At 47.2% G+C, this 19,200-nt stretch carries 16 protein-coding genes and 1 riboswitch; of the genes, 3 read left to right on the top strand and 13 right to left on the bottom strand.

Annotated elements, in window-relative coordinates; translation table 11 throughout:
- Window positions 1-80: 80 nt before the first annotated feature.
- On the bottom strand, window positions 81-1,214 hold the full coding sequence (locus tag AC4E8B_RS03550) for a zinc-dependent alcohol dehydrogenase (protein ID WP_490217078.1): 1,134 nt from the start codon (window positions 1,212-1,214) through the stop codon (window positions 81-83).
- A 329-nt stretch (window positions 1,215-1,543) separates the two neighbouring features.
- On the opposite strand from AC4E8B_RS03550, the gene AC4E8B_RS03545 reads away from it, so the two are divergent.
- Window positions 1,544-2,905, top strand: coding sequence for a hypothetical protein (locus AC4E8B_RS03545; protein ID WP_490217077.1), 1,362 nt, complete (start codon window positions 1,544-1,546; stop codon window positions 2,903-2,905).
- A gap of 48 nt (window positions 2,906-2,953) precedes the next feature.
- On the top strand, window positions 2,954-5,107 hold the full coding sequence (locus AC4E8B_RS03540; protein ID WP_490217075.1) for a hypothetical protein: 2,154 nt from the start codon (window positions 2,954-2,956) through the stop codon (window positions 5,105-5,107).
- Window positions 5,108-5,589: 482 nt separating this feature from the next.
- On the opposite strand, the gene AC4E8B_RS03535 is transcribed toward AC4E8B_RS03540, so the two are convergent.
- The 6 genes from AC4E8B_RS03535 to AC4E8B_RS03510 form a co-directional block, all read right to left on the bottom strand.
- Window positions 5,590-6,609, bottom strand: a complete 1,020-nt coding sequence (locus AC4E8B_RS03535; RefSeq protein WP_490217073.1) for a thiazole biosynthesis adenylyltransferase ThiF — start codon at window positions 6,607-6,609, stop codon at window positions 5,590-5,592.
- Window positions 6,606-7,373 carry a thiazole synthase gene (locus AC4E8B_RS03530; RefSeq protein WP_490217072.1) on the bottom strand — a complete coding sequence of 256 codons (768 nt, stop codon included), beginning with the start codon at window positions 7,371-7,373 and terminating at the stop codon, window positions 6,606-6,608. Before AC4E8B_RS03530 ends, AC4E8B_RS03535 begins: the two co-directional genes overlap by 4 nt.
- A 1-nt stretch (window position 7,374) precedes the next feature.
- Window positions 7,375-7,578 carry a sulfur carrier protein ThiS gene (gene thiS, locus AC4E8B_RS03525; RefSeq protein WP_490217070.1) on the bottom strand — a complete coding sequence of 68 codons (204 nt, stop codon included), beginning with the start codon at window positions 7,576-7,578 and terminating at the stop codon, window positions 7,375-7,377.
- Window positions 7,575-8,726 carry a glycine oxidase ThiO gene (gene thiO / locus AC4E8B_RS03520; protein WP_490217068.1) on the bottom strand — a complete coding sequence of 384 codons (1,152 nt, stop codon included), beginning with the start codon at window positions 8,724-8,726 and terminating at the stop codon, window positions 7,575-7,577. Before thiO ends, thiS begins: the two co-directional genes overlap by 4 nt.
- On the bottom strand, window positions 8,710-9,375 hold the full coding sequence (gene tenI / locus AC4E8B_RS03515) for a thiazole tautomerase TenI (RefSeq protein WP_490217066.1): 666 nt from the start codon (window positions 9,373-9,375) through the stop codon (window positions 8,710-8,712). Before tenI ends, thiO begins: the two co-directional genes overlap by 17 nt.
- Window positions 9,376-9,438: 63 nt before the next feature.
- Window positions 9,439-9,540, bottom strand: a riboswitch (TPP riboswitch).
- Window positions 9,541-9,612: 72 nt separating this feature from the next.
- On the bottom strand, window positions 9,613-10,101 hold the full coding sequence (locus tag AC4E8B_RS03510) for an Lrp/AsnC family transcriptional regulator (RefSeq protein WP_490217064.1): 489 nt from the start codon (window positions 10,099-10,101) through the stop codon (window positions 9,613-9,615).
- A 184-nt stretch (window positions 10,102-10,285) separates the two neighbouring features.
- On the opposite strand from AC4E8B_RS03510, the gene AC4E8B_RS03505 reads away from it, so the two are divergent.
- Entirely contained in the window at window positions 10,286-11,212 is a 927-nt protein-coding gene (locus tag AC4E8B_RS03505) for a DMT family transporter (protein WP_490217063.1), read from the top strand.
- A gap of 236 nt (window positions 11,213-11,448) precedes the next feature.
- Here the strand turns inward: AC4E8B_RS03505 and AC4E8B_RS03500 are convergent, their stop codons facing one another.
- From AC4E8B_RS03500 to AC4E8B_RS03475, 6 genes are all read right to left on the bottom strand, one after another.
- On the bottom strand, window positions 11,449-11,823 hold the full coding sequence (locus AC4E8B_RS03500) for a hypothetical protein (protein ID WP_490217061.1): 375 nt from the start codon (window positions 11,821-11,823) through the stop codon (window positions 11,449-11,451).
- A 628-nt stretch (window positions 11,824-12,451) separates the two neighbouring features.
- Window positions 12,452-13,909 carry an alanine/glycine:cation symporter family protein gene (locus AC4E8B_RS03495; protein ID WP_490217059.1) on the bottom strand — a complete coding sequence of 486 codons (1,458 nt, stop codon included), beginning with the start codon at window positions 13,907-13,909 and terminating at the stop codon, window positions 12,452-12,454.
- A gap of 184 nt (window positions 13,910-14,093) precedes the next feature.
- On the bottom strand, window positions 14,094-15,941 hold the full coding sequence (locus AC4E8B_RS03490; RefSeq protein ID WP_490217058.1) for an ABC transporter ATP-binding protein: 1,848 nt from the start codon (window positions 15,939-15,941) through the stop codon (window positions 14,094-14,096).
- Entirely contained in the window at window positions 15,922-17,664 is a 1,743-nt protein-coding gene (locus AC4E8B_RS03485; RefSeq protein WP_490217057.1) for an ABC transporter ATP-binding protein, read from the bottom strand. The genes AC4E8B_RS03490 and AC4E8B_RS03485 overlap by 20 nt, the downstream gene beginning before the upstream one ends.
- A gap of 216 nt (window positions 17,665-17,880) precedes the next feature.
- A complete protein-coding gene (locus tag AC4E8B_RS03480) occupies window positions 17,881-18,321 on the bottom strand; it encodes a threonine/serine exporter family protein (protein ID WP_490217055.1) in 441 nt (146 codons plus the stop codon).
- A 12-nt stretch (window positions 18,322-18,333) separates the two neighbouring features.
- Window positions 18,334-19,101, bottom strand: coding sequence for a threonine/serine exporter family protein (locus tag AC4E8B_RS03475; RefSeq protein WP_490217054.1), 768 nt, complete (start codon window positions 19,099-19,101; stop codon window positions 18,334-18,336).
- Between the last annotated feature and the right edge of the window lie 99 nt (window positions 19,102-19,200).

The following is a 19,200-nucleotide window of genomic DNA, read 5'->3' as shown; positions in this document are numbered from 1 at the left end:
ACCCTTAATTTCTCTGAGATCAGGGAGATATCCTGCAAACAGTCAAAAGGAAAGCAGGCCCGGAAAGGACCTGCCTGCTGTTATGGCTTCAATACAACCTTCGTACAATCGTCTTCATGTTCATTGAACAAATGATAGCCGCGTGCTGCATCTGCGAGCGGCAGCTTATGGCTGACGATATGGGTCGGATCAAGCTTTTTCTCTTCGATCATATTATAGATTTCCGGCATCAGGTGGATGACCGGTGCCTGTCCTGTTTTAATCGTTACGTTCCTTGAGAAGAAGGCTTCAAGCGGGAACATATTGTAGGTTGCCCCGTAGACGCCGGTCAGCTGGACGGTCCCGAATTTCTTGACTGCCTTCGTTGCCATCTGGATAGGCCCGAGAGTGCCTCCCTGGAGCTTCAGCTTCTGCTCGATTTTTTCAATCGCTGATTTCTTCCCGTCCATGCCGACGCAGTCGATGACGACCTCTGCACCGCCGCTTGTGATTTCCTTCAGATACTCGCCCATGTCATCATGTTCACTGAAGTTGAAGGTTTCAACCTTATTGACAAGCTTTGCGTGCTGCAGGCGGTAGTCAAGATGGTCGACTGCAATCACTCGTGAAGCCCCTTTCATCCAGGCGAACTTCTGGGCCATCAAACCGATCGGCCCGCAGCCCAGGACGACGACCGTGTCACCTTTTTTGACGCCGGAATGAAGGACGCTCCAATAAGCAGTCGGGAGAACATCGGAAAGAAACAGCAGCTCCTCGTCTTCCATTTCATTGGATTCAGGTACAACAAAAGGTACAAAGTTTCCATATGGGACGCGCAAATACTCAGCCTGGCCGCCAGGATAGTTTCCGTATCTTTCTGTATAGCCAAAGTAAGCGCCAGTATCCTGGTGCGGATTGGAATTATCGCATTGGCTTTCCATATCATGCTGGCAGAAGAAGCATTGCCCGCAGGAAACGTTAAAAGGAATAACAACTCTGTCCCCTTTTTTCACCTTCGTAACCTCAGGGCCCACCTCTTCAACGATCCCCATCGGTTCATGCCCGATAATATAGCCTTCCCTCAGGGGCATATTTCCCTGGTAGATATGCAGATCTGATCCGCAAATAGCTGTAGAAGTAATTTTGACGATCACATCATCGTTTTTCTCAATCCTTGGATCTTCGACTTCCTTGACTTGAATATCTTTGGAACCTTGGTAAGTTACGGCTTTCATCTCTCACACTCCTATCCAGAATCTATTTGGATATACCCAATTACCGGGGGAAGGGAACATGTTTTTTCAGAAAACTATTTCAAAATTTTTCAGCTTAATTATTTTCCATAAAACTCGCGTTTCCCATATATGTCCAACGCCCCATTCCCTTACTCCTACAACACTTTTTTAAAAAAACTAAATTTTTTTCATAAAAAAGTGATCCAAAACTATTTTTCATCCGTTAGTTCAGCAGAACATCTAAAAGTTTATAAGGTTTTCCGCCGGGTACAAAAAGATGGAATAAGTTCCAATTCAGGCGGAATTTTGAAAGGAGGTGAGCATAGCGAGTGTCAGCTAGATTCGTACAAGCCTTGGTTCTTGCTGCTTTCTGCTTCATCCCCTCAACCGCGCTTGCGGATGGGCTGCTAGGGTCTGTGACGGAAAAAGTCACAAGCACCGTTAAAGAAACGGTTCCCCTGCAGCGAAGCGAAAAAAGCCACGATCAAAGCGGACAACAGAATAATGATGCTGCCGATCAGAAAGACGCCTCTCTTCTAGGCACAGTGACCGATGCAGTAAAAGAAACAGTCAAGACGGTGACAAAGCCAATCATCAGCGTGGAAAAAGACGAAAATGCTGAAAAAGATTCTTTGGTGAATATTGACCTTTCTGAAGAGCCTTCCATAAAAGTGGACGCAAAGATTGCTGAAGCCAGCGTTTCCAATTCTATTTCCGTAAAAACGCCGGTGGCCGATGCTGAAGTTGGCGACTCCATCAAAGTGAATACCCCGGTCGCAGATGTAGATGTATCTGATTCTATTTCTGTTAAAACGCCGGTTGTCGATGCTGAAGTGGGTGACTCCATTAAGGTGAATACCCCGGTCGCAGATGTAGATGTATCTGATTCTATTTCTGTTAAAACGCCGGTTGTCGATGCCGAGGTGGGTGATTCCATCAAGGTGAATACTCCGGTCGCAGATGTAGATGTGTCTGATTCTATTTCTGTTAAAACGCCGGTTGTCGATGCCGAGGTGGGTGATTCCATCAAGGTGAAGACTCCGGTCGCAGATGTGGATGTGTCTGATTCTATTTCTGTTAAAACGCCGGCGGCTGACGTTAAAACGGGCGATTCCACTAAGGTGAATACGCCGTCTGCCGACAATGGCCATTCTGACTCTATCAGCATTGAAACACCTGCTGTTACAGACAATCCCGATGGGGAGGCGGCAGCCAATACGCCAGCTGGACCAATCAGGACAGTTTTAGATCAGAATGAGGCCACTGTTGAATCTGATGACGATACAACTGAAATCGGCAGCGTGAAGCCATTGCCATTAGCTGAAGAGTCTTTGAGAAATTCCGTGGTTCCTGCAGCCAAGGCCGAAGCGACGCCTTTTTCCGAAAGCGGCAGCAAGCCTCAAGATAAAGGCTCTGAACAGGATCCTGCTGAAAAGCCGGTACAGGCAGCTATCGCCTACGTCCCTGCCAACAGCGGAACAAATGGTACGAGTACTACGGCAAGCGGAGGACAATCCGCCACAGGCGGAGCAGCTCTTCCTTCCATTTACTTTGCCGGTGTCCCAATGCTTGATGCAATGTCTGTAAAAGCGGCCAGATATGGAAATGTTGCTTTTTTCCATGATCAATGGTTAAATGCTCCTCCTGCCCAGCCGCCGCAAGAATCCTTCTTCTCATACGTTTTTATTTAAAAAACTAAAAAGAAGAAGGAGAGAATACAATTGAAAAATAAACACTTATTGAAAACATTAGCGATCACAGGTTTTGCTGCAGCAGGTCTTTTTGCAGGAGGCTCCTACACCCTTGCAGATGAAGAGACTAACCATAATTCACTTGGACTTTCCACCAATGTACTGGCAAGCTTGAATTCAAGCGAGGATAATGAAAACTCCTCACTCACTTCAAACTTAAAGGCAAACCTGAATCTAAAGTCTGTATCAACTGATTCAAACAAAGAAGAAAGTTCATCTGAAAATGGTGAAACAGCTGCCAAAACAGCTGATGGACAAGAAAGTGTTGAATCTGATGGTTCACAATCCGAAGACTCAAGCAGCCTGGATACCAATCTCGGCCTGGGTCTGGGACTCGAAAGCTCTGAAGAAGGTTCTTCTTTAGATGCAAACACAAACGCAGATGTACAAGCGTCTTCTAGTGAAGACAATGGAGAAGAGCAATCTTCTGCCAACCTCGGAACTAATCTGGATCTTGGTGCTTCCACTTCTGACGACGAGTCTTCACTTATGGCAGGTGCTGATGTCGATGCTTCTGCTATGAACAAAGATGAGGACGAAGAATCTTCTGCTGATCTGAACACTGGGTTGGATCTTGGTGCCATGACTTCTGACGATGAGTCTTCACTTATGGCAGGTGCTGATGTCGATGCTTCTGCTATGAACAGGGATGAGGACGAAGAGTCTTCTGCGGATTTGAACACTGGATTAGATCTAGGTGCGATGACTTCTGAAGATGAAGAATCTTCTCTTTGGGCGGATACTGATGTTGATGCTTCTGTGATGAACAAAGACGAAGACGAAGAATCTTCTGCTGATCTGAACACTGGGCTGGATCTTGGTGCAATGACTTCTGACGATGAGTCTTCTCTTATGGCAAATGCTGATGTTGATGCTTCTGCTATGAACAAAGATGAGGACGAAGAGTCTTCTGCTGATCTGAACACTGGATTGGATCTTGGTGCGATGACTTCTGAAGATGAAGAATCTTCTCTTTGGGCGGATACTGATGTTGATGCTTCTGTGATGAACAAAGATGAAGACGAAGAGTCTTCTGCTGATCTGAACACTGGATTAGATCTGGGTGCGATGACTTCTGAAGATGAAGAATCTTCTGCTAATCTTGATGCAATGAACAAGCTTGGTTTTGTTTCTGAAGACGAAGACGAAATGACTTCTTTTTGGAATAACACTGGGTTGAATGCTTTTGCGATGAACAAGGATGAAGATGAGTCTTCTGCCAATCTTGATGCAATGAACAAACTAGGTCTAGTTTCTAAAGACGAAGAGGAAATGACTTCTTTTTGGAATAACACTGGTTTGAACGCTTTTGCGATGAACAAGGATGATGAAGAATCTTCTGCTAATCTTGACGCGATGAACAAGCTTGGTTTTGTTTCTGAAGACGAAGACGAAATGACTTCTTTTTGGAATAACACTGGGTTGAATGCTTTTGCGATGAACAAGGATGACGAAGAATCTTCTGCTAATCTTGACGCAATGAACAAGCTTGGTTTTGTTTCTGAAGACGAAGACGAAATGACTTCTTTTTGGAATAACACTGGTTTGAACGCTTTTGCGATGAACAAGGATGACGAAGAATCTTCTGCCAATCTTGATGCAATGAACAAGCTAGGCTTTGTTTCTGAAGACGAAGATGAAATGACTTCTTTTTGGAATAACACTGGTTTGAACGCTTTTGCGATGAACAAGGATGATGAAGAATCTTCTGCCAGCTTGAATTTTTTTAATGATTTAGGCTTTGTTTCTGAAGACGATGAGGAAAAATCTTCATTTTGGAACAAAACAGGCTTGAATGCTTCTGCTATGAACAATGACGAAAATGATGAGTCTTCTGCCCGTTTTGATTTAATGAACGATCTTGGTTTATTTACACAAGATGATGAAGACTATTCTGGTCTTTGGAGCAAGCTTGGTCTTTCAGCTGCTGCCATGAATAATGACGGCGAAGATGTTTCTGCTTCCCGCCTGGATGCGATGACTGATCTGGGACTTGCATCTCTAAGCGATGAAGAAGAAGCTGTTTTATGGGCAAAGCTTGGCCTTCACCTTGCAGGCATGTCCAGCGAAGATGAAGAGGAAGATTTCTCTTCATTAGGTTTAGATCTTGACCTTGGTCTTGAACTCGAAAACCTGATGTAAGCTATAACCTTATTCAAACTTCCAGCGCTTGTACCTGCTGAAACTCGCGACTTCAGGAGATACCGGCTGCAGGAATCTGGTGAATGCATGAGAAAGGAGCTCTGCGACGGCAGGGCTCCTTTTGGTTTGCTGTTTTTGAGGCGAGTTGCTAATAAAATGAGAAAGTTGCTAATATATCCTGAAAGTTGCTAGTAAAATTGAAAAGTTGCTAATAAACGAAAAAAGTTGCTAATAAAATCCAAAAGTTGCTAATAACCGGCTTGCGGCATAAACCCGCAGCTTATAAGAGTCGCAAATATATCCTGAAACTCGCAAATATATTTAAAAAGCCGTAAATAAACTCCGAAACTCGCAAATAAATTCAATTTCCCGCAAATAAAATCCAAAACTCGCAAATATGCTCGCGGGAATTCCCTCAGCTAACCCCCTCCTCTTAGAAAAAGCAGCCCAAAACCGCTAAATCTACTATTCGACACCCCCACCTACCCCAAATACCGATGATAAATCCGCTTCGCCTCCTGGATATCCTTCGTTCCATGGACCAGCGCCCGTCCGTCTTTAAAAAGGACAAGCCGCTGGCCGCCTTTTTCAAAAGAAAGCAGGAAAGGGTTTCTTTCTACTATCCCGCCCGCAAGCCTAAGCTGCTCTGCTGCAGCATCCAGGCTAAGCACCACTCCAGCAGCCGGCCGGATCTGGACCGTATTCCTCCCGCACAAAACTGCTGTCTTCATCCTGTTTTCGTAAGCAAGATAAGGATACACAGCATTCACCCCGCATGAAGGGCAGTCGTCCTTTTTCAAAGCGTTTGTAGACACCGAAGAAAACTGGTTTTCCCACAAATCAAAGGTAACAAGCTTCCGCCTCACCGCCTTAAAATCCCCAACCAATATTTTCAGCGCTTCGGCCGTCTGATACGCAACGGTCATCCCGACCGCGGGCGCGATGATCCCGGCTGTATCACAGGTCGCCCCGCCGATCGGCACCTGCTCGAGCAGGCAGCTGAGGCAGGGTGTTTCTCCCGGCAGGAAGGCTGTGCTGATGCCATAGCTTCCTACGCAGGCTCCGTAAATCCACGGGATCAAGTGCTTGGCCGCAATATCATTGATGACCATCCTCGTGTCAAAATTATCGGTGCTGTCCATGATCAGATCGACACCTTCAGCAAGCTGCTCCAGCTCAACAGGGCCGGCATCTCCTACGATGCTCTCAATCTGAACCGATGAATTGACCGACTGAAGACGGCGGCCTGCAGCAATTGCCTTCGGGAGCCTCCCCGCCGCATCTTCTTCTGTGTAAAGCTGCTGCCGCTGCAGATTACTCCACTCTACATAGTCGCGGTCGACGATCGTAATTTTTCCAATACCAGCCCTCACAAGCACTTCGGCATTGCCGCTCCCGAGCGCCCCCGCGCCGATGATAAGGACATGTTTCCTGCTTAGCTTCTCTTGACCCTCGGCGCCGATCGGGGCAAAGAGCTCCTGCCTGGAGTATCTGCCGTTCAAACGGTACTCAACCCTTCAATCGGACTGCTGGCTGTTGCATATCTTTTCTTTGCCATCCGTCCGGCCTCATAGCCAAGCCTCCCCGCCTCCACGGCAAGCTTCATCGCTTCGGCCATCTTGACCGGATCCTTGGCAGCCGAGACAGCTGTGTTCAGCAGGACCCCGTCCGCTCCGAGCTCCATCGCCAGGGCGGCGTCTGCAGGGGATCCGATCCCGGCATCGACGATAACAGGGACTTCCGCCTGTTCGATGATAAAGCTGAGGTTGAGGGGATTGATGATTCCCTGTCCTGAGCCGATCGGCGACGCACCAGGCATGATGGCATGCACGCCCATTTCCTGCAGCCTTTTCGCCAGCATCACATCATCCGAAATATACGGAAGGACAATGAAGCCTTCCTTTAAGAGCTCCTCGGACGCTTTCAAGGTTTCAATCGGATCCGGCAGCAGTGTTTTCATATCGCCGATTACCTCGACTTTGATCATGTCGCAAAGGCCGGATGCCCTGGCCAGTTTCGCCGTACGGACTGCTTCCTCCGCCGTCTTCGCACCCGCCGTATTGGGGAGCAGCCTGTAATTTTCCACGTCCAGCTCTTCCAGCAGGTTCGGCTGGTCAGGGTCAAAAATATCCATGCGGCGCACTGAAAAGGTCAGCACTTCTGTATGTGATGCTTTGACTGCCTTTTTTTGAGTTTTAAAATCCGGGTATTTCCCAGTCCCGAGCAGCAATCTTGAGGTAAATTCGTATGTTCCAATTTTCAGCATTTCATCCGCCTCCTACAAAATGTACGATTTCTATGCGATCACCTTCAGCAAGCTCCGTTTCAGCATGCTGGCTTTTTTCCAAAATAGCGGCGTTCAGTTCTACAATGGCCGCCTTTTGATTCAGCTTTAAATGGTCCAGTAAATCTCCTACCGACTTGACGGTGCCTGGCACCCGGATATCACTGCTATTCACCTGCAGCTTCATTGGATCCACCCCTCCTGCACTTTTTTCAAACCTCTCTCAATCTCAAACTCTCTGTAAAGCTTCTTGTCCTCTGCGGCTGCAGTTCCTTCAATAGAATCAGAAACCATTTTTCCCGTGATCGGACTCAGCAGGATGCCGTTCCGGTAATGCCCAGCTGCGATGAACAGGCCCTTATAGGCCGGATGCCAGCCGATATAGGGAAGGCCGTCCCCTGTCTGCGGCCGGATTCCTGCCCATGCCTTCTCCCACCGTGCGGATTCCAGCTGGGGCAGCAGCTTGCACGCCCGTTCGGCCAGCACCCTGACACCGCCGAACGAAACGGAAGGATTGAAATCATTTTCATAGCTTGTCGCCCCTATGATTAGGCGCCCGTCCGTCTTGGGCACAAGATACCCGCCAGAATCGGAAAAGATGGTCGACCGGATCAAAGGCTGCTGCGGTATTACTGACAGGCATTCTCCTTTTACAGGAAAAATAGGAAGCTCAATATCTGCCTTTTTCAGCAGCTCTCCCGTCCAGGCACCTGCGGCAGCAATAACGGTATCTCCATAAAGGCTTCCTTTACTGGTCATCACGCCTTGAATGGAATCTTTTTCAAAAATAAAGTCTTCGATCTCTGCCCCTTCCAGCACGGCTGCCCCTCTGGCCATTGCCCCCATCGCAAAAGCCCGCGCCAAATTCGGGGCGATCAGCTGGCCGTCATTCGGAATCAGCATTCCGCCTGCAAGCCCCCGAAAGAGATGGGGTTCCCTTTCGCTGATCTCCGCCTGGTCTAACCACCTTACCTGTTCGTCCCACTCTCTATGGAATCTAACCTGTCTTTTAAGGGCCTCTGCCTCCACATCATCCCAAGCAATTTTAATCATGCCTTCATTGACAAGCCCGATGCTGATTCCTGTCAGATCCTCAAGCTCCTGGATCAGGCCTGGAAACATGGCCCTGCTCTTCAAGGCGAGCTTCAGCATGGACAGGTTCTCATCTATTTCGGCCTGGGCACCCAGCATGCCGGCTGCTGCAGAAGATGCTTCAGAGCACAGTTCCCTTTTTTCCAGAATGAGCACCCGCTTGCCCAGTTTTGCCTGCTGGAATGCGATAGAGCAGCCAATAATGCCGCCCCCGGCAATGATCACATCATATACTTTCTTCATATCTGCCTCCTTTTCTCTTTAACTCAGCTGCAAATGCGCTTGCTGCCTTCTCCGGGTTTGAGGCTTTAAAGATTCCTGAAAGGACAGCGGCACCTGAAGCACCGGCTTTTATTGCCTGACCGATATTGTCTGGCGTGATTCCCCCGAGCGCTATCACCGGAATCGGCAGCCTCTTCGCAATTTCTTCCAGGTAGGAGAGACCCTTAGGCTCTATTCCTGGCTTGGAACTTGTCGGAAAACAGTGGCCGTACACCACATAATCGGCGCCTTCCTCTTCTGCCTGAACAGCTTCTTCCATTGAGTGGACAGATTTTCCGATGAGCAGGCCAGGGAATGTTCTCCGCACTTCCCGTACCGGAAGGCTGTGATAGCCGAGCTGGACTCCCTTCACTCCTAATGCCGCCGCTGCATCCACTCTGTTATTAATGATGATCTGCTCCCCCGGGACTCCCTTTTCCAGCAGGCTTCTTCCCATCTCGTAGATGTCAGCCGCTGTCCGGTGGTGCTCCCTGATATGGATATAGTCCACATACTGCGAGATGCTTGAAGCTATCCTGATAAAATCCTCCGCCGGCTGCCCCGCAGATATAGCGTGGAGCTGCAGTTTATTCCTGCCAGGCCAGCCTTGTAAATGACGCAAAAAAACCACTTCCCCATTGCGCAGGAAAGTGGCTGATTGATTATCTATGGCTGAAAAAATAGGTTCTTTTCATAACCGTTCGGCACACTTCCCTACGCTAGTATGAACTAGATCAGGTTCAAAGGGTCTCAAATGCTTGATCTCAGCCTCTTGCAGGCTCCCCTAGTGATAATTCTGACTATTCAATTGTTCTCTCTCATTTTAGCACAGCGATTGGACGGGGAGAACCCGCAATTTGAACCAGACTCATTTTTCCCCGGCAGGCAGAATCGGCAGTACCGTTGAATATTTGATTTCCCTCAGCGAGAGGCTTGTCTGTATCTTCGTGATCCCAAGCTGATTCAGCTTCCGGATGAATTGTTCCAGCCCTTTCCGGTCTTTGATGGCCACTTTTAATATATAATCATATTCTCCTGTCAGGCAGTGGCATTCCAGTACCTCCGCCATATCCACCAGCGTCCCCTCCAGTGCCTCCAGCTTTACCGCCTGATGGATGTTGGTGCTGATGAAAATAAAGCAAAGCAGGTCAAAGCCCAGTTTCTCCTGATTTAAAATCGCTACCTGCCTCTCAATATAGCCTTCATTTTCGAGCCGCTTCACCCTTCCGTGAATGGCTGGTGCTGACAGGCTGACCCGCCTGGCAAGCTCGGCATTGCTTATTTGGGCATTCTTTTGGAGCAGATCAAGGATTTTCAGGTCCACTTCATCCAGCACCTTGTTCACAATCGATTCCATCTTACAGCTCCCTTACGATTATTCTGCAAACTCCGCTTCAGCTTATTTTTAACTTAATATCATTCATATATTTCACCAATACTTTTAATAAAATTTCTAATTTACCCAATTGTACGAAATAATCATTATGATTTAAAGAGAAAATGTTAAAATAAATCTACAACTATTCGAAGGAGCTGCTTTTATGCCAGCTTTATATGTATGCCTGATGCTTCTAACCAGCCTGCTGTGGGGCGGGAATTTTGTTGTAGGCAAGTCGCTTGTGGAGCATGCTTCCCCGGAGACCTTGACCGTCTTTAGATGGACCATTGCTGTCATCTGCCTGTTCCCTATCGTTCTCCGCAAGGAAAAAAAGCTTCTGCCTCCTGCAAAATCGCTTGTTCCCCTGATTTTGATGGGCGTGACAGGTGTAGTATTCTTCAATATCTTTCAATTTTGGGCGCTGGAAGAAACCTCAGCCACGAATGTCGGCTTGATTTCAACACTTAACGCTATTTCGATCGCTGTCTTCTCAGCACTCTTTTTAAAGGATAGAATTAACGGACCGCAAATTCTCACCATGGTGTTTTCTCTGTTCGGTGTCTTGCTTGTCCTTACAAAAGGCCATCTGGAGCTGCTGCTGTCTTTGACATTTAATGTAGGAGATTTATGGATGATTGCAGCGGTGTGCATTTGGGGAATCTATTCGGTCCTCGGCAAATGGGCCGGAAAATATACTTCTCCGATCATGTCGACCTTTTATTCGGGGGTTTTCGGACTGGCCATCCTGCTGCCATTCAGCTATTCTGATCTTCAAATCAAAAATCCTGATCTGCCTTTTGCAGGATCCATGCTTTATACCGGGCTCGTTTCAACGGTTGTGTGCATGGTGCTCTGGAATAAAGGTGTGCAGAAAATCGGGGCCGTCACGGCAGGGGTTTTCCTGAATTTCAATCCTGTTTTCACTGCTATTCTGGCTTTTCTGCTGCTTGGAGAAAAGCTTGAAAGCATTCAGTTTCTCGGAGGCATGATTGTCATCCTTGGCTGCTATCTGTTTACTCGCTTTCAGGCACAGCGGCAAAGAAAGAGCCTGCCCGAAAAACCTGAAGCTCCCATCACGGCTATGGACTAAAAAAGGGATGCCCATGAAGGTAAGTAGTTCAGATACTGTGGAGAAAAACTAAATTGCAGATCAAATAACGCACGAAAACGCACTATGTCCAGAACTATAAATAACGATGCAAAAGCATAGAAGAACGCTTGGATTTTAAATATTCCAAGCGTTCTTTTTTTACTTTCTAATTTAACTACAGTATCCTTTTAGTTGAATTGTAATTGTTCACAAACTTGTTAATTAAATGGTTACAGCTATTTTTTTTCAATTGCCATACGCAAGTTCGAGATCACTCCAAGAAGCAATACTAACGAACAAACCATTTTTTCAAAAGGTGTTCCAAACAATTGTTGAATAAATCCAAAAGACCACAGTATAACAAAAAACCAACATATAACGGTTATTCCTCTTTTGTATTTATATAGATTAATTTTGCCAACAATCAACGTAAAAACCACTCCAATAATAGAAATAACAATATTTATAACAGTTATTGGCAGCTGTTCAGCGAATGATTCAGACCTTCCACCATTGACCCATGTGAATGGAATACTTTTGCTTATAATAAGAAAGTGGATTAAGATAGTCAAAGAGTAAAAAATAATTCCCATAAATACAGCAGTTTTCATATTAATTTTCCTGAGTTTTTCTAAAATAAAATCACCTCATTTTTTCTTCCTGTTTATAATTTTATTTAATCCAGCAATATAGTATTCCAATATCTCTACCCATTGACAGGTAACGAAAGTAAGATTTCGAAGAGTTTTCAAAAATCATCATTCCTTGACCTGAATGAGGAAATTGGTGGCGGGCTGAAAAATAAGCGGAGAAATTTCCCCTAAGTTCAAAAAAACTCTAAAAATGGCTCAAATAGACGGAGAAATTCCGGCTATCGATTCAAAAAACAGGAATAATGGCACCTTCGCTCCACTTAACCGGAAAATCTCCGCTTATATACACCCACACATGCCATATTCAGCACCTTAACCGGAATTTCTCCGCTTATTTTAAGGCTTGCTAAGTCACTCAAATAAGGTTAAAAAATAGCAATTACCACATTATCGATAACGTTTGTCACTATGTTATTTAAGCTGTAATTTCGCATGTGAATTCAAGTGTTACTATTCAAAAACATCAATACACAAGAAAAAACAACAGACCAAATCATATGCGATTTGGCCTGTTCTTTATTGTGCTATTTTAAATGTTTCTCCACCAAGATGGGACTGCTCACCATCAAGGGCACCACTCACTCATTTATGAAACTTTTTCATCCTGCGTCACATATTCCTCTTCCCAATACTCTGCATTTTTGATGCCGAGTTTCTTCGAGTTAAAGACCGGATCCAGCCCCTGCTTTTTCTGGGCTTCATAGTCCTTCAGGGCAATGAGGGCCGGTTTGGCAAGGATCAGGATGGCAATCAAATTGAGCCATACCATCAGGCCGAGTCCGACATCCCCAAGCGCCCATGCAAGATCGGCTGCATTGACAGCTCCGTAAAAAGTCGATCCCAGCAATACCAACTTCAGAAGGAAGACCATGAATTTACTATTTTTATTGCGCATGAGATAAGTCATATTCGTTTCAGCAATATAGTAGTAAGCCATGATGGTTGTAAAAGCAAAGAAGAATAAAGATACTGCGACAAATCCTGCTCCGAATCCAGGAAGTGCAGAGTCAACTGCAGCCTGGGTGAATGCCGGGCCTGCTTCCACTCCCGGAAGTCCGTTGAAAATCATCGTTTTGCCGTCCTCACCGACTGTGTTGAACATTCCGGTGAAGAGAATCATAAAGGCTGTTGCAGAACATACAAACAGTGTATCGATATAAACAGAGAATGCCTGGACAAGCCCCTGCTTTGCCGGATGTGATACCTCGGCAGCTGCAGCAGCATGCGGTCCGGTTCCCTGGCCGGCTTCGTTCGAATAGATTCCGCGTTTTACCCCCCAGGCAATCGCACTGCCGACAATTCCGCCAAACATGGAATCCGCGGCAAACGCACTGCTGAAAATAAGGGAGATTACGCCTGGAAGCTCGCCGATATTCATGCCGATGATGATCAAGGCAACCAGCATATATCCTACTGCCATGAATGGTACAGCATATTGGGCAACTGTCGCAATCCTTTTTACCCCTCCGAAAATGATCAGGGCAAGCAGGCCGATAATGACAATGCCTGTGACATATACGTTAACGCCAAATGCATTTTCCATGCCCAAAGCAATGGAATTGGACTGGATGCCCGGCATCAGCACGGACATGGCCAGCAGGGCAGCCACTGCAAATAAAGCAGCGAACCATTTGATGCCGATGCCCTTTTCAATATAATAAGCAGGGCCCCCGCGGTATAAGCCGTCCTGTTTTACTTTGTAGATCTGTGCAAGAGTCGATTCCACAAAGGCGCTTCCTGCACCGATGAATGCAATTGCCCACATCCAGAAGACGGCACCGGGTCCGCCCATCGCGATCGCTGTGGCTGTGCCTGCGATATTACCAGTTCCTACACGGCCGGAAAGAGCAATAGATAAGGCCTGGAAAGAAGAAACGCCCGCTTCGGAACTTTTGCCTTTAAACATAAGAAGCACCATGTCTTTAATGTGCCGGACCTGCAGGAAACGGGTTAAGACGGAAAACAGCAGCCCTACTGCCAAACAAATATAAATGACAGGCGTGCTCCAAAGTATTCCGTTTAATTGGCTAACAAAACCTTCCAAACAAATTCCCCCTTATTATTCTGAATCTTTTTCCTATTAAGAATTATATGTGAAATGGTACTAGAGTACAATGCTTTTTTTTCCGACATCCCACAGACATTAATGAAGGAACTGGACTATGGCCATGCAGCGGCCCGGCATACATAAAAAGGTGCACAGCCCGAACGGCCGTGCACCTTTTTTCCTATATTGCCTCTTCCTTCAGCTGGCTGTGGTAAAGGCCATGGTAGAATCCTTCCTGTTCAAGAAGTTCCTCATGGGAGCCTTTCTCAATGATGCTGCCCTCGTCAAGGACAAGAATCTGGTCGGCCTGCTGGATGGTGTTCAGCCTGTGGGCCACCACAAAGCTGGTTCTGCCTTCCATCAAGGTCTGGAGCGCTTCCTGGATTTTCATTTCTGTGATCGTATCAATGCTGCTTGTTGCTTCATCAAGGATCAATATCGAAGGGTCGGCAAGAAATGCCCTGGCAATGGACAAAAGCTGCCGCTGCCCCTGGCTGATCCCGCTGGCGTCACCCTTCAGGATGGTATCATACTGCTGCGGCAGCTTCATGATGAACGAGTGTGCATTCGCCATCTTTGCAGCTTTTTCCACTTCTTCATCTGTTGCATCCAGCTTGCCGTAGCGGATATTTTCCCGGACCGTCCCCTGGAAAAGGAGCGAGTCCTGGAGGACGAATGCCATATGCTGCCTTAGGCTTTCGCGCTTGATTTTTTTCAGCTCCCGGCCATCAATCGTGATGCTGCCGCTGTCATAATTATAGAACCGGGAGATCAGGTTGATGATCGTAGACTTTCCGGCTCCGGTCGGGCCGACAAGGGCCACAGTCTGCCCGGTGTTTGCCTTGAAATTGATGCCCGTTACAGTATTTTCACCTTTTTCATAAGAAAAAGAAACATCCTTGAACACGACTTCCCCTTTAATAAAGCTGATTTCTTCTGCATCTGCTTCATCCTCGAATTCTTCTTTCTGGTCCATGATTTCAAACACGCGTTCAGCACCGGCGATAGCTGACAGCAGGGTATTGAACTGGTTGGCCAGGTCATTCAGGGGGCGGGTGAACTGGCGGGCATATTCGGCAAAAATGACGATGACTCCGATCGATATCATCCCTTTAAGGACAAATATACCGCCCACTCCTGCGATGATAGCAAAGCTCATATTATTCAGCATGTTCATCAGCTTGGGGATGAAGCCTGAATAAGTCTGGGCCCAGAAACCGGCCGCCCGCAGCTTTTCGCCTTTGCCGATGAATTCTTCAATCACTCTGTCTTCCTGGGAAAAAGTCTTGATGATCCGCTGGCCTGAAATCGTCTCCTGGACAAAGCCATTCAGCTCTCCTAAGTTGCGCTGCTGCTCCTTGAAAAGCCGGCCCGTCCGATTGGTTATCCACTTCATTCCATAAAACATGACCGGAACAATGATCATGGTGATCAAGGTAAGCAGCGGGCTCAGCCACAGCATGACCGCCACGGTCCCGACAAGAGTGAGGATACTCGAAAATATTTGGATGACCGAGCTGTTCAGCGTCGAGCTGACATTTTCAATATCATTTGTCACCCGGCTCATCAGCTCCCCATGCTGCCTTTTATCAAAGAAAGGGATCGGAAGCTTGTGCAGATGGCGGAAAAGCTGGGTCCTCATTTTAAAGACCGTGTTCTGGGCAATCCCGATCATCCAGTAGTTCTGGAACCAAAGAGACACAGAATAGAAGATATATACAGCAGCCAGACCGGCGAGCAGGGCAGCAAAGCCGCTGCTGCTTCTTTCTACGATATAATTATCAATTCCCCTCCCCAGCAGGAATGGACCGAGAAGCCCGAGTACGCTGCTGATAATGACCATCAGCAGGACAAGGAAGAGGAGCGCTTTTTCCTCGGCGAGATAGTTCCAGACTCTGCCGAGGGTCCCTGACCAGTTCTTAGATTTTACTTTTGGTTTTTTGGCATCATCGGCTGTCTTTTTGAGATTCTCTTTCTCCAGGACAGCAATTTTCTTGTAGCGGAATGGTTCAGTCAGCTCCCTGAACATGCTCAAGCGCCTCCTCTCCAAACTGCGAACGGAAGATCTTTTGGTAAAGCTCCGATTCCTTCAGGAGTGTGTCATGGTCCCCTTCGCCAATCAGCTTTCCATCTTCAAACAGCAGTATATGGTCCGATTCTATCGCTGTACTGATTTTCTGCGTAATGATCAGCGTTGTCGCAGTATAAGTACGCAATGCCTGCAGCAGCTTTGCCTCGGTATTTAAATCCAGTGCACTTGTGCTGTCATCCAGCAGAAGGATCTTCGGATTGCGTACAAGGGCCCGGGCGATGGAAAGGCGCTGCTTCTGGCCTCCTGAAAGGTTGACGCCCTTTTGCCCGATCTTTGTATCATATTTAGCAGAGAGCCTTTCAATGGAAGAATGGATCTGGGCCTTCTTCGCCGCTTCCTCCACCTCTGCAAAAGCCGCATCTTCTTTCCCCCAGCGGATATTTTCCTGGACGCTCCCTGTAAAGAGCAGCGCCTCCTGGGGGACGAACCCGATCTGCTTGCGAAGATCATCCAGTTTGACCCGCCCGATATCCTGGCCGTCAATCCGGACGGTTCCGCCGGTCACATCGTATAACCGCGGAATCAGCTGAAACAGAGATGACTTGCCGGCACCTGTGGCACCGAGGATGGCTGCCGTCTCGCCGGCCTTTATTTTGAAGGATACATCGTCAAGCACCACTGTGTCTGTGCCTGGGTAACGGAAACTCACAGAATCGAACTCGATCTCTCCCCCTTCGATTTCAAATCCGGCCAGGGCATGCTCAGAATCCTTTAGATCCACTTCTGTATTCAGGACATCGGCAATCCTGCCAGCCGAAGCTTTCGCCCTTGAAAAGGCCATGATGATAAAAGAAAGCATTGAGAGTGCGCCCGTTATTCTTGTGGCATAGTTGATGACTGCAACCACTTCACCGACTTTGGCGCTCCCGTCATCCACCTGGATGCTTCCAAACCATAAGACTCCGATGATGCTTATATTCATGATCAGAAGGAGCACCGGCATCGTCACTTCCATCAGCCGTAAAGCAAAAACGGTCTGGTCCTTCAGATCCCCTGTTACCTCTGTGAATCTTTCACTTTCATGATTCCTGCGCAGAAACGCTTTGATCAGCCTGATGCCGGCCAGATTCTCCTGCATGACATTATTAACGTCATCCAGCTTTTCCTGAACTTTTTTAAACAAAGCCCCGCCTTTATTCATAATAAAAATGAGGAAAATAAATAAAAATGGGACAACCGCACTCAGAATCAAAGCGAGCTTCACATTGACAACAAATGCCATGATCAGGCCTCCAATGACCAGGAGCGGGGCACGCATCATGATGCGCAGGCTCATGAAAACGATATTCTGCAGCAATGTGACATCATTGGTCATCCTCGTGATAAGAGAAGAACCCGGAAACATGGCAAAGTTAGCAAACGAGAAGGATTGCACCTTTTTAAACACACTCTTCCTGATGTCGAAGCCGAAGCTTTGGCTGACATGCGCAGCATAAAAAGAATTGATGATGCCAGCCGCGAAAGCAATAAGCGAAATGCCAACCATGATTCCTCCCCAAAGCAAAACCTCATCCATATCCTTCTTCATGATTCCTTCATCAATGATCTTGGCCATCAGGAGCGGCTGAAGCAGCTCAACCGCAAGCTCTGTCAGCATCAATGTTATGGCGACAATGACTGCGACTTTATATATTTTTAAAAATCCAAACACCTTTCCCATAATCGTCCTCCAAGTCTGATTCCTGCTGAATTGCTTTTCCTTTACCCGCCTTTCGAGGAAAAAGCTCAGAATCCTAATCTTTCGTTTAACTAAATATATACACTATCATACGACTTTTTACGGAATTTTGAAATTATTTATCTGCTAATTCTTTTTACTGTATGCAAAAAGGCATGCAGATACATGCCTCCCTTTGTTTTATATCCTGGAAATCCTTCAGCTTTGGACCCTTCTCGCATTCTTGAAGATCTGGTTGATGACCTCTGAGAACACAAGCCCGATCGCAATTGCCCCGGAGATCATAAAGGCCCTTGCAGCAAGGCTGATGGCTGTGTTGTAGTCATTCTCAACAAAATTCCTCATCGCATCATACGCAAGCCCGCCCGGAACAAGCGGGATGATCCCTGCTACGCTGAAGATGATGATCGGCGTCTTATAGGCCCGCGCAAAAAACTGGCTCGTAAATGCCACGAAAAAAGCGGCGCTGATGGTAGCAGCAACGGCGTCCACACCGGCCGATTCCATCCAGAAGTAGACGAGCCAGCCGATCATGCCGACCGTGCCGCACTTGATCAATGACTTTTTCGGGGCATTGAATAGAATCCCGAAAGCGGCCGATGCTATAAAGCTTGTAGCAAGCTGTTCAATCGTTTCCATGCAATGCCCTCCTTAAAATGAAATGAAAGATAATACGACCGCGATGCCTGAACCGATGGCAAAGGCGGTAAGAAAGGCCTCGGCCCCTTTGGAAAGACCTGATACCAGATGGCCTGCTATTAAATCCCTGACCGCATTTGTAATCAAAAGGCCGGGCACAAGCGGCATCACCGAACCGATGATGATTTTATCAAGCTCATTCCCTGCACCTGAAAAAACAAAAGCATAAGATGCAAGGCCAATGACAAATGCCGCCACAAATTCAGCAAAAAACTTGATAGGCACCCATTTATGAAAATAGATAAAAGAAATGAAACCAAGTCCGCCGCATACTACCGCGGGCAAAAAGTCTTCCCAGCTTCCCTTGAACATGATCAGAAAACAGCCGCTGGAAATAGCAGCCGCCAGTATCTGAAGAAGCAGCGAATAAGCCATCGGGGCAGCCTCCACTTCACGCAATGACAGCAAGGCCTCCTTCACTGTCAGCTCCCCGCTGCTGATATTCCTTGAAATACTGTTAACAATGGTGACTTTATCAAGATCAGTTCCCCGTTCTGAAATCCTGATCAGCTTTGTTTTGGTCGGTTCATGGCCTTCTATGGAAAAAATGATGCCAGTCGGCGTGACATAGCTGTGAGACTGGCTGACCCCGAAGGCAGCCGCAATCCGCATCATCGTGTCCTCGACCCGGTATGTTTCAGCACCGCTCTGAAGCATGATCTTTCCGGCAAGAAGACAGACCTCCATGATTTCATATGTATCGTTCTTGAATTCCTCCATTGGCTCTCCCTCCATGCACAAATCACTTGGCTGAGGTCCCGTCAGACAAAGCAGGAGCGATCCCGCCTTTTTTCTTCCGGAAATTTGCCCTGCTGGGAT

Source organism: Bacillus sp. SRL543 (assembly GCF_984799205.1).
This window is presented reverse-complemented; position numbering and strand designations above follow the sequence as displayed.